This window comes from Stenotrophomonas sp. 220_Sma, from assembly GCF_056487375.1.
In genome coordinates, this window is sequence record NZ_CM151348.1 from 3,847,496 (window position 1) to 3,860,241 (window position 12,746).

At 64.4% G+C, this 12,746-nt stretch carries 15 protein-coding genes; 7 read left to right on the forward strand and 8 right to left on the reverse strand.

The window, feature by feature from the left end; all coding sequences use genetic code 11:
- Positions 1-31 precede the first annotated feature (31 nt).
- Entirely contained in the window at positions 32-499 is a 468-nt protein-coding gene (locus ACZLIB_RS17955) for a pilin (RefSeq protein ID WP_478468303.1), read from the reverse strand.
- Positions 500-860: 361 nt separating this feature from the next.
- Here ACZLIB_RS17955 and ACZLIB_RS17960 point away from each other — a divergent pair, with 361 nt between their 5' ends.
- From ACZLIB_RS17960 to coaE, 3 genes are read left to right on the forward strand one after another with little or no spacing between them, the layout of a single operon-like run.
- Positions 861-2,120, forward strand: a complete 1,260-nt coding sequence (locus ACZLIB_RS17960) for a type II secretion system F family protein (protein WP_478468304.1) — start codon at positions 861-863, stop codon at positions 2,118-2,120.
- 8 nt (positions 2,121-2,128) lie between these two features.
- Positions 2,129-2,992, forward strand: coding sequence for a prepilin peptidase (locus ACZLIB_RS17965; RefSeq protein ID WP_032128827.1), 864 nt, complete (start codon positions 2,129-2,131; stop codon positions 2,990-2,992).
- An 11-nt stretch (positions 2,993-3,003) separates the two neighbouring features.
- Positions 3,004-3,615, forward strand: coding sequence for a dephospho-CoA kinase (coaE, locus tag ACZLIB_RS17970; protein ID WP_478468305.1), 612 nt, complete (start codon positions 3,004-3,006; stop codon positions 3,613-3,615).
- 162 nt (positions 3,616-3,777) lie between these two features.
- On the opposite strand, the gene ACZLIB_RS17975 is transcribed toward coaE, so the two are convergent.
- From ACZLIB_RS17975 to rimK, 5 genes are all read right to left on the reverse strand, one after another.
- Complete coding sequence (locus ACZLIB_RS17975) at positions 3,778-5,145, reverse strand: sensor histidine kinase (protein WP_032128829.1); 1,368 nt, start codon at positions 5,143-5,145, stop codon at positions 3,778-3,780.
- Positions 5,108-5,785: a response regulator transcription factor gene (locus ACZLIB_RS17980; RefSeq protein ID WP_005410804.1), complete on the reverse strand. Its 678-nt coding sequence runs from the start codon at positions 5,783-5,785 to the stop codon at positions 5,108-5,110. Before ACZLIB_RS17980 ends, ACZLIB_RS17975 begins: the two co-directional genes overlap by 38 nt.
- An 8-nt stretch (positions 5,786-5,793) precedes the next feature.
- Entirely contained in the window at positions 5,794-6,267 is a 474-nt protein-coding gene (locus ACZLIB_RS17985) for a hypothetical protein (RefSeq protein WP_032128830.1), read from the reverse strand.
- Positions 6,268-6,356: 89 nt separating this feature from the next.
- Complete coding sequence (locus tag ACZLIB_RS17990) at positions 6,357-6,833, reverse strand: hypothetical protein (RefSeq protein ID WP_197616790.1); 477 nt, start codon at positions 6,831-6,833, stop codon at positions 6,357-6,359.
- A gap of 245 nt (positions 6,834-7,078) precedes the next feature.
- The gene (rimK, locus tag ACZLIB_RS17995; RefSeq protein ID WP_100440696.1) at positions 7,079-7,957 is read right to left on the reverse strand and encodes a 30S ribosomal protein S6--L-glutamate ligase; all 879 of its coding nucleotides are present in this window, start codon (positions 7,955-7,957) and stop codon (positions 7,079-7,081) included.
- Positions 7,958-8,124: 167 nt separating this feature from the next.
- Between rimK and ACZLIB_RS18000 the strand changes: the two genes are divergently transcribed.
- Both ACZLIB_RS18000 and ACZLIB_RS18005 read left to right on the forward strand, forming a co-directional pair.
- Complete coding sequence (locus ACZLIB_RS18000) at positions 8,125-8,490, forward strand: hypothetical protein (protein WP_223224661.1); 366 nt, start codon at positions 8,125-8,127, stop codon at positions 8,488-8,490.
- A gap of 79 nt (positions 8,491-8,569) precedes the next feature.
- On the forward strand, positions 8,570-8,992 hold the full coding sequence (locus tag ACZLIB_RS18005; protein WP_478468306.1) for an acyl-CoA thioesterase: 423 nt from the start codon (positions 8,570-8,572) through the stop codon (positions 8,990-8,992).
- A gap of 125 nt (positions 8,993-9,117) precedes the next feature.
- Here the strand turns inward: ACZLIB_RS18005 and ACZLIB_RS18010 are convergent, their stop codons facing one another.
- On the reverse strand, positions 9,118-10,299 hold the full coding sequence (locus tag ACZLIB_RS18010; RefSeq protein ID WP_478468307.1) for a hypothetical protein: 1,182 nt from the start codon (positions 10,297-10,299) through the stop codon (positions 9,118-9,120).
- Between ACZLIB_RS18010 and ACZLIB_RS18015 the strand changes: the two genes are divergently transcribed.
- On the forward strand, positions 10,298-11,272 hold the full coding sequence (locus tag ACZLIB_RS18015; protein WP_478468309.1) for a PoNe immunity protein domain-containing protein: 975 nt from the start codon (positions 10,298-10,300) through the stop codon (positions 11,270-11,272). The two genes, ACZLIB_RS18010 and ACZLIB_RS18015, sit on opposite strands and share 2 nt — an antisense overlap.
- Before the next feature lies 1 nt (position 11,273).
- On the opposite strand, the gene ACZLIB_RS18020 is transcribed toward ACZLIB_RS18015, so the two are convergent.
- Complete coding sequence (locus tag ACZLIB_RS18020; RefSeq protein ID WP_049425112.1) at positions 11,274-11,678, reverse strand: DUF805 domain-containing protein; 405 nt, start codon at positions 11,676-11,678, stop codon at positions 11,274-11,276.
- Positions 11,679-11,974: 296 nt separating this feature from the next.
- Here ACZLIB_RS18020 and ACZLIB_RS18025 point away from each other — a divergent pair, with 296 nt between their 5' ends.
- Complete coding sequence (locus ACZLIB_RS18025) at positions 11,975-12,709, forward strand: hypothetical protein (protein WP_099560231.1); 735 nt, start codon at positions 11,975-11,977, stop codon at positions 12,707-12,709.
- Positions 12,710-12,746 lie beyond the last annotated feature (37 nt).

A 12,746-nucleotide genomic window follows, 5' to 3' on the forward strand; every position in this document is an offset into this window, starting at 1 on the left:
AATCAAACCCTAAGCACTAAACTAAGCGCAATTAGGTGCCACTGGTGCCGCCGCCGCTGGTGCCGCCACCGCTGGTCGAGGCTGCGCCCTGGCAGGAACCCGGACGGAACTTGGTATTAATCGAGCCTTCGCAGGTCCAGCTCGGGATAACACCCTTGCTGCCGTCGCCTTCCGGAGTCAGGGTAATCGTTTCGCCGTCGATGGCGGTATCACCAATGTTGCGCGCGGTGGCAACAATCTTGCCATCAGCCCATTCCAGCTTTTCCACATACTTGGTCTGCTGGAAATCCGGCTGCCAATCATCACCCGGCAGCTTGTTGTTGCTGGCCACGAATTCCGACACGTCGGTACGCAGCGAAGAAGCAGCCAGGATCACTTCCGAGACCTTGGCCTTCTTGGTGTAGTTCGAGTATGCCGGCAGCGCAATGGCAGCCAGGATGGCGATGATCGCAACAACGATCATCAGTTCGATCAGGGTGAAGCCCTTCTGGTTCTTCATGGTGGTACATCCCCAAGATAAGTGGTGGTTGATGTCGGGGGTGGCTGCCGGCCGGCCAAATGACCGGATGAGCAGGCTGCCCGTCCCCGCGGGTGGATCAACGCAGGTTACGTGCCAATCTCCCATGGCAGCGTCTCCCCGATTTCCCCGCGCCAATGATGGCATCAATTTCGCGGATGGGAACCCCCCAGAAGCGAATCTGCGATGGACGCGGCAATGTGACGCGGTACGTCACCTTTCGTCTCGCCAGGTCGAAAACCCTGCGCGGCGTCACGCCAGCAGACTCCCCGGACGGCCCTGAACCGGCTACCATCGCCGGTCAGGATGCCCGCCTGGGGATGGCGGGCCTTGGGGAGCCAACATGTCTGTCAGTCGCAGTGCGATCAAGAAAGAGCCCGTGGCGCGTAGCACCATGGAGCTGCAGCCGTTTGTCTGGGAGGGGACCGACAAGCGGGGGATCAAGATGAAGGGCGAGCAGTTGGCGAAGAACGCCAATCTGCTGCGCGCCGAACTTCGCAAGCAGGGGATCAATCCCGGCCAGGTCAAGCCCAAGCCGAAGCCGCTGTTCGGCGCGGCCGGCAAGCCGGTGAATGCCAAGGACATCGCCTTCTTCAGCCGGCAGATGGCCACCATGATGAAATCCGGCGTACCGATCGTCTCGGCGCTGGAAATCATCGGCAGCGGGCACAAGAACCCGCGTATGAAGAAGATGGTGGATGGGATCCGGGCTGACATCGAGGGTGGCTCTTCGCTGCATGAAGCGATCAGTCGACATCCGGTGCAGTTCGACGAGCTCTACCGCAATCTTGTGCGCGCCGGTGAAAGCGCCGGTGTGCTGGAAACGGTGCTGGACACGATCGCTTCCTACAAGGAGAACATCGAAGCACTGAAGGGCAAGATCAAGAAGGCTCTGTTCTACCCGGCCATGGTGCTGGTGGTGGCCTTCCTTGTCAGCACCATTCTGCTGGTCTGGGTGGTGCCGCAGTTCGAGGAAGTCTTCAAGAGCTTCGGTGCCGACCTGCCGGCTTTCACCCAGATGGTGGTGAACCTGTCCCGGTTCATGGTGTCGTGGTGGTGGCTGATGGCCATTGTCATGATCGGATCGGTGGTCGCCATCGCCATGACCTACCGGCGCTCGGAGAAGATGCAGCACACGGTCGACCGGCTGGTGCTGAAGGTGCCGGTGATCGGCCAGATCATGCATAACAGCTCGATTGCCCGTTTCGCCCGCACTACGGCGGTGACCTTCAAGGCCGGCGTGCCGCTGGTGGAGGCGCTGGGCATCGTGGCTGGCGCCACCGGCAACAAGGTCTATGGCGAAGCCGTCCTGCGCATGCGCGACGACGTCTCGGTCGGCTACCCGGTCAACATGGCCATGAAGCAGTTGAACCTGTTCCCGCACATGGTCATCCAGATGACCGGCATCGGCGAAGAGGCCGGCGCCCTGGACGCCATGCTGTTCAAGGTGGCTGAATACTACGAGCAGGAAGTGAACAATGCCGTGGATGCCTTGAGCAGCCTGCTGGAACCGATGATCATGGTGTTCATTGGTACCATTGTCGGTGGCTTGGTCATCGCGATGTACCTGCCCATCTTCAAACTCGGCGCCGTCGTCGGCTAAAGGTATCAATGGCATTTCTCGACCAGCACCCCGGCCTCGGCTACCCCGCCGCGGCCGCCCTGGGACTGCTGCTGGGCAGTTTCCTGAACGTGGTCATCCTGCGGCTGCCCAAGCGGCTGGAGTGGCAGTGGAAGCGCGATGCGCGCGAAGTCCTGGAGGAACCGGACTTCTATGAACCACCCCCACCGGGGATCGTGGTGGAGCCGTCGCATTGCCCGCACTGCAAGCACAAGCTGAGCTGGTACGAGAACATCCCGCTGTTCAGCTGGATCATCCAGGGCGGCAAGTGCCGCCACTGCAAGGCGCCGATCTCGCTGCAGTACCCGCTGGTGGAGGCGCTGACCTCGGTGCTGGTGCTGGCCTGCGTCTGGCAGTTCGGCTTCGGCTGGCAGGGCTTCGGGGCCATCGTGCTGACCTGCTTCCTGATCGCCCTGTCCGGCATCGACCTGCGAACGCAGCTGCTGCCCGACCAGTTGACCCTGCCGCTGATGTGGCTGGGGCTGATAGGCAGCATCGACAATCTGTACATGCCGGCCAAGCCCGCCCTGGTGGGCGCGGCGGTGGGTTACCTGTCGCTGTGGACGGTCTGGTGGCTGTTCAAGCAGCTGACCGGCAAGGAAGGCATGGGCCACGGCGACTTCAAGCTGCTGGCGGCCCTGGGCGCCTGGTGCGGGCTGAAGGGCATCCTGCCGATCATCCTGCTGTCGTCGGTGCTGGGCGCCATCATCGGCTCGATCTGGCTATACAGCCGCGGCCGTGACCGCGCCACGCCCATCCCGTTCGGGCCGTACCTGGCCATCGCCGGCTGGCTGTACTTCATGTGGGGTGCGCCACTGGTGGAGCAGTACCTGGTGATGAGCGGGCTGCGCTGAGGGGAGTCCCCATGAGCCGCTATGTGGTTGGCCTGACCGGAGGCATCGCCTCCGGCAAGAGCGAGGTGACCCGGCGCTTCGAGGCGCTGGGGATCGTGGTGGCCGACGCCGATCTGGCCGCACGAGCCGTGGTGGCTGCCGGCAGCCCGGCGCTGGCCCGTGTCGCCGAGCGTTTCGGCGCCCACATGCTGCTGGCCGATGGCAGCCTGGACCGGGGGCGCCTGCGCGCCCACGTGTTTGCCGACCCGGCCGAGCGGACGGCGCTGGAAGCCATCACCCACCCCGCCATCCGTCGGCTGATGCAACAGCAGTGCGAGCAGGCTGAGAGCCCCTATGCGATTGCCGCGATTCCGCTGCTGACCGAGGTGGGGGGGCGGAAAGCCTACCCGTGGCTGGACCGGGTGTTGCTGGTGGATGCGCCCGAAGCCGTGCAGCATGCGCGGCTGATGCAGCGCGATGGCATTGATGCCGCGCTGGCCGACCGGATGATTGCTGCGCAGGCCAGCCGCGCACAGCGGTTCGCGCTGGCCGATGACGTGGTGGTCAATGATGGGCAGCCGGAGGACCTGCAGGTGCAGGTGGAACAGCTGCATGCGCGGTATCTGGGGTTGGCCGGGGGTTGAGGCCTGGTTGCCGGCCAGCGGCCGGCACTACCGAAGTGCATCCACGCATGGCGTGGATCTACAAGTGCGGGACGCGGCAGCGATCACGGTGGTGGCACAAGCGACACAGGGCGCGATGCAAGATCGGCAGGGTTAGTGCCGACCAAGGTCGGCACCTACCGCTTACAACGGCTTCGGCGAGAACGTCAGGGTGGCGATCACGCCACGCTGGCCGCCGGGGCGCACGCTTACCTGCCAGCCGTACAGGTCGCACAGGCGGCTGACGATCGACAGGCCGATACCGCCGCCCTGCGAGTGGCCGGCATGCGTGCCGCGGTAGCCACGCTGGAACAGCTTGGCCGCGTCTTCCTCGCTCAGGCCCGGACCACTGTCGGTTACCGACACCGAGTTGGTGCCGACGAACACGCGCACCTCGCCGTCCTGCGAGTACTTCACGGCGTTGCCGATCAGGTTGCCCAGTGCCACCGACAACGCCGCCTCGGGCGCGTCGATCACCAGATTGCGCTCACCTTCCAGCAGCAGCTCCAGCGGCTTGCCACCCAGCTGCGCACGGTGTGCGTCCAGCAGCTGCTCGGCCACGCGGGCCACATTGCTGGTGCCCTGCCCGCGCTCGTTGCGCGACAGCAGCAGCAGCGCGCCGATCAGATCGCTGCACTGCTGTTCGGCGCGCTGGATGCGCTGCAGGCGCTGCAGCACCTTCTCGTCCAGGCCGGGCCGGGTCAGCAGCAGCTCGGTGGCGCCACGGATCACTGCCAGCGGCGTGCGCAGCTCATGGCTGACGTCTGCATTGAATTCACGGTCGCGCTGCACCACTTCGGTCAGCCGCGAGGAATAGTCGTCCAGCGCCTGGGCCAGCTGCCCCACTTCGTCGTCGGGAAAGCGTGGGGCCAACGGCTCGGGATCACTGGTGCCGCCGCGATAGGCACGCAGCCGCGCGGCCAGATCCGACACCGGCTTCATCACCTTCGAGGCCGACCACCAGCCCAGCACCAGCGACAGCACGCTGAACACCAGCACCGACAGCACCAGCGCGCGGTTGAGCTGCTTGCCGCCGCGCACGCTGTCGGTCATGTCATAGGCGAGGAAGAACCAGGCGTCCGGCGTCTTGCGCACGGCCAGCTTGTAGGAGTACGGCTCGCCGTGCTCATCGCCGCTGACGCTGTGGATGCCATCGGAGAAGCCCGCCCACTGCGCGCGCTCTTCGCGCACCCGGTCGAACTTGTCCTTCGAATAGGCATAGGCCTTGATCTGCAGCACCGGTGCGTCCGGGTTATGCCCGGGGTGCTCGTAATAGCGGCGCGCATACTCGTCGATGTTGCGGTTCATCAGCTCTTCCACCAGCTGGTTTTCCACGCGCAGGCGGGCCCAGTTGGTGGCGAACGCAAACAGTGTCGTCAGGCAGAAGCCCAACAACACGAACGAAACGATGATGCGGCTGCGCAGGCGCCGCCGATAAGGCGTGCGCCGGCGCTCCCCCTTGGTTGCCACCGAATCAGGCTTCCGGGGTGGCGATGCGGTATCCGATGCCATGGCGGGTCTGGATCAGCGGCACTTCAAACGGCTTGTCGACCACCGCGCGCAGGCCATGGATGTGCACGCGCAGGGAATCCGAATCGGGCAGTTCTTCACCCCACACACGGGTTTCCAGCTCCTGGCGGGTCACCACGGCCGGGGCCGCTTCCATCAGCGCCTGCAGGATCTTCAGTGCGGTCGGGTTGAGCTGCAGCAGCTTGCCCTGGCGGCGCACTTCCAGCGTATCCAGGTTGTATTCCAGATCGCCGGTTTCCAGCACGCGGGTCTGCACGCCCTTGCCGCGTCGCGACAGGGCGTTCAGACGCACTTCCACTTCCTGCAGCGCGAACGGCTTGATCAGGTAGTCGTCCGCGCCGGAATCGAAGCCGGCCAGCTTGTTGTCCAGCGAATCGCGGGCGGTGAGCATCAGTACCGGGGTCTGCTTGCGCGCTTCATTGCGCAACTTGCGGCAGACCTCGATGCCGTCCATGCCTGGCAGATTGAGATCCAGCACGATCGCGTCGAACTCGTGCACCACGGCCAGGTGCAGACCGGTAACCCCGTCAGCCGCGAAGTCCACGGTGTGGCCCCGGTCCTCCAGGTAGTCGCCCAGGTTGGCCGCAATGTCGCTGTTGTCTTCGATTACCAGGATTCTCACTGTCACCTCTAATTTACGAATTTGCCGATGCGCTGGGCCTGGCCCATATCACGCTGTGCCTTATCTTTCCGCCGGGCGCGCTCGGCAACGGTAGTGCACTGCGTCGTGGACCGGTTCGAACCCGTGGCCTTTTCACGTTGGCATATTAGACGACTATCTTCACGTGCCTGTGTCAAAACCGTGTTCACGATCTGCTGGTCGTTGAAGACATCGGTTCGTACCTGTTCAGGCATGGAATCGCGGTCAGGATGCTGCTCGACGGCCGTACGCATGCGCACCAGCGCCTCGCGTACACGGCTGCGGTCGGTCTGCTTCAGTTCGCTGTAGGTCTCGCCATCGTTGAGTTCGATCTCGATGCGCTCGATCTGCTGCTGCAGCGGCTTGCCGGGGACAAAGACCTCACCGGACTGGTTCGATGCAGAGGCGGCGGTGGCCAGGGTCAGGCCCGAGATCAGGACCGCCGACATCAGGAGGGACTTCATGACAAACGAATCCTTGTTTGAGTTGAGTGTTGACTGTATTCGCACCACCTTCACGCCAGCAAGTGCCATGCGCAGGGGCATCGGACGGCCTAGTGGTTGGTGGCAGGGTTGAAGTTGTTGAAGGTGCGCTGGTCGTTGAGCAGGGCCTTGCCCTTTTCCTCGATCCGGCGGCGCTCGGCCACGGTCAGGCAGCGGCTTTTAGGCATGTTGCTGCCGGTGGTGCGGGTGTGCTGGCAGATCTGGCGGCTGTCCTCGTGGGCGCGGACAAGAACGGTATTGATACGCTCCTGGTCGTTGAACACCTCCGCCTGGACCTGCGGCGGGAGCTCCTGAAGCGTGCGGTGGTCGCCCATGCGCTGGGTGATGCGCGCCAGTGCCTGCTGCACCTGGGCGCGGTCATCGGCGGAAATCTCGCTGTACTCGCCGTCATCGAGGGCCTTCTCAACCCGCCGGACCTGCTCGGCCACCGGGGCCTGCCCATCCATCTGTATGGCGGTCTTCTCCGGCTTGGCGAAGACAGCACCAGACAGCCCCAGCAACAACGCGATCATCGTGATGCGGTACATCGCCAGCCTCCGGATCCATCCAGGAACGATGGGCGCCACTCTACGGCCGTCACGCCGCCTCCACAAGGGACTTCCGGCGGCATAAAAAAGACCCAGGCGGTGCCCCGCCTGGGTCTGAAGTCGTATCCCGATACCGATCCTGCTGAGAGGCAGAGCTGCGGTTCGCTGAAGGCTACGCCGACGCCGATTAAAGGCGTGTTAAAGCCGGCCTCATTTGCCCATGAGAATTTCAAGCCATTGATTAATCATGTTTTTTTGATCTTCTCGACGTGCTCGATGATACGCGTGGCCACATCCACCCCGCAGGCGGCTTCGATGCCCTCCAGCCCGGGCGTGGAGTTGACCTCCAGCACCAGCGGGCCACGCGCGGAGCGGATCAGGTCCACGCCACAGACCGACAGGCCCAGCGCCTTGGCCGAACGCACCGCCACCTGCTGTTCGGCGCGGCTGGCCTTGGCCGCCACCGCGGTGCCGCCGGCATGCAGGTTGGAGCGGAAGTCACCCTCCGGCGCCTGGCGCTGCATCGACGCCACCACCTGGTCACCGACCACGAAGCAGCGCAGGTCGGCGCCCTTGGCTTCCCCGATGAACTCCTGCATCAGGAAGTTGGCGTACAAGCCCCGCAGGGCCTCGACGATGCCACGCGAAGCGCTGGCCTTCTCGGTGAGGATCACGCCCCGTCCCTGGGTGCCCTCGTTGAGCTTCACCACGTGCGGCGGCGGACCGAGCATCGACAGCAGGTCGACGGTGTCATCGGGGTTGTCGCCGAACACGGTGACCGGCATGTCGATGCCCTTGGCTGCCAGCAGCTGGTGCGCGCGCAGCTTGTCGCGCGAACGCAGGATCGCATCGGACGGGTTGGGAGTGCGCGCGCCCATCAGCTCGAACTGGCGCAGCACGGCGGTGCCATAGCGGGTGATCGAGGCGCCGATGCGCGGGATGACCATGTCCACGCCGGTCATCGGCCGGCCCTTGTAGTGCATCGAAAAACCATCGGCGGCGATGCGCATGTAGCAGCGCAGCGGGTCGAGGATGCGAACGGTGTGGCCGCGCGCGCGGGCCGCCTCGACCAGCCGGCGGGTGGAGTACAGGGAGCTGTTGCGGGACAGGATGGCGAGCTTCATCGCGGCAGGATCGGACGGCAGGCGCGCAGCATAGCGCGGGCGTGTGGCGGGCGGATGATGCCCTGCAGGCCGCCGCATCTGCGTGCCTGCCGGGGCTGTGCGAAGATGGCTGTTGCCGGCTACAGGACAGGACACGGCCGGCTTACACAACCCAAGGAGAACCACAGATGCGAATGGGAATTCCGCTGTTGTTGCTGTTTGGCCTGATGGGGAGCGCCGCACACGTACAGGCTGCGCCCACCCATGCAGTCTCCCGGCTCTACTTCGATGCCAACAACACCCTGATCGGCCAGGGCCTGCGCTACTGCACGGGCAAGACACAGCACCAGGGCGTTGCCTCACACGCCAATACCCGCTGGATCGATGTTTCCTACGCCTGCCAGGGCGACTCGACCGACGTTTCCTATGGCAGCTGGGTGCCTGCGCAACTGCGGCAGGACTTCTGCACGCTGTATGACGCCTGCACGTCACTGATGCCGTGGCCGGAACCCGGCCTGCCCGGCACCCTCGGCAACGGCTTCTACTCAGACTGACAGCCGGTAGTCGCCGCACTGTCTCCGGCGATGGCAGCATCGTCGCCGGAGACCCCACCCACTACACCCCGGAGACTTCATGCCGTTGACGATCCTTCCGCGTTTCTCCGAAGTGGATGTACTCGGCCTCGTCACCAACACCGCCCTGCCCGTCTGGTTCGAGGAAGGTCGCCAGGAGATCTTCCGCCATTTCAGCCGCGAGGCCAGCATGCGCGACCTGACGCTGATCCTGCGCCGCTACGAAATCGACTTCCTGCAGCAGATACAGCCGGGACACGAAGTGCGCATCGAGACCCGCATCGAAAACATCGGCCGCTCCTCGCTGTCGATCGTGCAGCAGGCGTTCCAGTTCGAGGCCCTGGTGGCCAGCGGGCGCTGCGTGATGGTGCATTTCGACTACACAACCAACGCCTCGCGCGCCATCGATGCAGAGCAGCGCCGGGCATTGTCAGGGCTGTTTACCGAGGAGTATGCGCAACAGGTGCAGGCGGCAGGCGCATGAGCCATACGGAAGTCCGGTCATCCGCACCCGGTACTGCCCGCAGCCCATTTCTTCAGCTTTTCCAGCGCTTTCCCGGCCTGCATCGACGACGCATGCCGGAACCTCCCTGTTTGATTCGACGCAGTCTAACCTGTGACTGAGGGCCGCTGATCCGCGCGGGGCAGGCGCAGCGAGAAGCCCCCATCGCGGACACGCACGGCCAATGCGGTTTCCCGCCATTCCACAGGCAGCGCCAATGCCGTATGTGGCGTGGGGATGCGTGTGATCGCCTCGAACGTCCAGTGTTCCTCATAGGCTTCGCAGCGAAGCGTTCCGTCATCGCCGACCGCGATCACATCGATCCAGGCCCCACTCCGGGTCTTGCCAGTGCCGCCCATCGCACGGCGGCCAATGGCCAGCCAACGCCCCTGCCAGTGAACGAGCCATACGCCCTCGATGGGACGCAGATCCCCATCAAGCACGCTTCCCGCCACCACCACGCATCGACCGGACGGGCTGGCAATGACCGTCTCCAGATCGCAGGCGTGACGGTCACTGGGCTCGCCATCAAGACAGAGCGCGTACGGGCAGATGCGCGCGAACAAGGTCGGATGCGCAGTCAGGCGCAGGTCGTCGGGAAGCAGCGGGATGGCCTTCAGCACCCGGGCATCAGGTAGGACATGCCGCAACACCTGCGGCACCCCGGCGGCCAGCGCCGGATGCTCCTGTTCCAGCCATAAACCCCGGCAGGGGCGCAGCGTGGTCGATCGACTGGGAATATCCCGCAACCACATCGCGGCTTCGGCATCCCCGCCAAGCTGCCGGCGCTCGTGCAGTTCCTGCCAGAACAGGCTGGGAACAATCGCCAGCAGGTGCATCACCCTCTTGTCCGCTTCGTCGTAGACGATCACCGCTTCGCTGCGATCACTGTAGCCACTGGCCACACGCAGCGCGCTGCCCGCCAGCGCCAGCCACTCGCCGCTGGCATCGTGGCTGCCTGCGGTGGATACGCCCTCGACAATGGCGCCATCGCGCAGCATCAGGGTGCCGTAGGCCGGCCCGCCCATGCCCAGCTCGCCCCAATCCAACAGCACATCATGCGTGGGCGGCCGGGTGGCGAAGGGCAGCTTCGCCCGCGAGCGCAGCAGTGCGCCCCCTACGGCATCGCCGACCAGATCGAAGTGCTGCAGCACGCCGCCCAGGGCAAGACATGCGGCCAGGCCAACGACCACACCCCAAGGCGACCACCACACCACGCAGATCGCTACCCATATCAGGAACGGCAGCCACTGGGTGAAGCGGCGGAGGGCGATTCGATCAACGGTCATGCAGGCTGGGCGGCGGCGACTGTGCACCATTCAAACCTTCAACGCTGTGCCAGGCAATGGGGTTCGAACCGGCAATGCCGCTAGACTCTCGCTGATGATGGAATCGATGACTGCCGTGAATCACCGGAATCTGCTGCAGGACATGCTGCCGCGATGGAGAGCACTGGCCAAGGCCCCGGGCCTGCCGCGCCGCACGCTTCGCCTGCCGGATTGGCAGGCGGACTGGAACGCAGGCATGGCCTTGCTTGCACGCCATGCGCGCAATGGCGGTGAATCTGTGGAGGAACCGCTGCAGGGACATGCGGCCCTGGAGCATGCCTACGGCTGGGAGACGGTTGCACAGACCGGCAGCAACCTGCTGCTGAAAGGCATCGACCGCGGCTTCGCCCCCGCGGCGTTGCAGCAGATGCATGCCGACGTAGCAGTTCTCTGGCTCGAGCATGCGCATTTGCTGGCCCTTGCCCGGGACAGCCTGCAACAGCAAGGCCACGACATCGCGCTGGCTGCGTCGTTGCAATCACGTACAACGCAGCACTACGAGTACGCACTGCAGCTGTTGTCACTGGGCGTGCTGCTGGATGCGCAGGAACGCCTGCCGGCGCTGGTGGAGAAGGTGCTCTGTTTCGACACCGACCGCGTGCTGGACTACCTCAGCGCGCCGGCGCTGGGCCTGGTGGAAGCCAGTGATGAGGTCTTTCATCCGCGACCGTTCGCCGAGCTGTTCGCGCCGCTGCGCGACGGTGAAGCGTTCGACCCTTCACTGCTGGCCGGCTACCTGCAGGTGCAGTACCGCGATTTCTTCCTGCTGCCGCCAAAGGCTCAGAAGCGGACCCGGCGCCTGATCGGGCCGAACGCGTGGGGCTACTGGGCATTTGAAGTGGCTGCGCTGGTGGTGCTGTATGGCGGTGACGACGCCACGCTACGCACCTGCCCCCACTACCCTTCCGACCTGGTGGACTTCGCCCGGCGTTGAGTCAGGCACCCGGCAGGCCGGAAACACCGCCGAATCGATTCTCTTCCTCGTTGCCCGGCAGAAGCATGACCGGGAAGAGGACGAACACGCCCAACGGGATGAAGGCGATCACGACGTACCAGCCGGACTCGTCGATGTCGTGCAGTCGTCGAACGGCCAGGGCCAGCATGGGCGGAAGGAGGACGATGACCGCGCAGACCGTCATGACCCACCCCAGCGTCCGGAATGGCTCGAAGGCCTCCCCATCGAGCAGCACGGTGCCCGTCAGCCAGTATCCGCCGTCCATCAAGGTGTAGCCCACTGCCACCACAAGGGCAGCAGACAGGGAGTACGACCAGAACTCCTTCCGGTTGGATCGCCCTGAAAAATCAAAGCAACGCCTGAGGGGCAAAAGTGCGGGGATCATTCGCGCTCCGGGCAGCGGACGATGGGAGGCAAGGGTTAACGATCTTTTAGCATCCCCAAGCCCAGCACCAACTGAACCCTGCGGCCCGGCGGACCCGGCAGACAGCGGAGGTTGCAGGAGCCCGCCGCGGCAGCCCCGCAGCCGGAGACGCAGCGCGAACTACCGCACATTTCCATGGGCGTGGGCATTCTGAATCGGATCACTGGCTTGCAGCAGTGGCGGATTGGTCGAATTCCAGTTTTCCAGAATGGCGCCTCTGCTAGCGTCACGACTCACTCATGGATTCGAGGTTTTGAATGGCTGCGATTTCTTTTCCGCTGATGCTGGCACTGCTTTCCGCGCAGGCCCCGATGGCCGCAAACGCAGAAAGTGACTACGCCAGAGCCGCAGCAGCATCGATCGGGCCGGGCATCTGCGACCCCGGTATGGACATGCTGCCGAACGGTGGAGGCGTGGTGATCCGGCGCTGCGGCAAGAACGGTACGGTCGCGGGCGTTGGCAGCAATATCGATGCTGCGACGGCCAACACCAATGGCTTCCTAGCCGTCGCCGAGGAAGGCCCGGTATGCAGTGTTTTCGCACGCGATCCCTATGTCAGCATCCCGGCACCGGGTGTGGGCATCAAAGGAGAGTGCAGTTCCACTCCGATTTCCGCCTATGGCATGACGACCACCACTGCGGGACAGAACCTGCTTGAGCTGGCCATCACCCTGGCGGCGACGCAGGCGCGGTGCAATGTCGACTACTACTATGGGTCGGCACATGGCTATAAGTATCCCTACAGCTGCACTCGCCCGGGCCAATCCTGGAGCGTTGCCGGCCTTGGCTCCAGCGTCGACGATTCAAACGCGATGGCAATGCGGCTTGTGAAGAAATCATCCAAGACCGGTACGCACTGCTATTTTGACAACGCCGAGTTGAATGGCGTCGTCTTCCGCGCATACCTGCACTGCAACGGATCGACCTATACCGGTTTCGGGAGCTCTGTAACTGCCGCGGCCAAGGACGCGGCTGCGCAAGCGGGCGCATAAGCTACGCGGGCTGTGGTTCGGAGGAGCCACAGCCCGA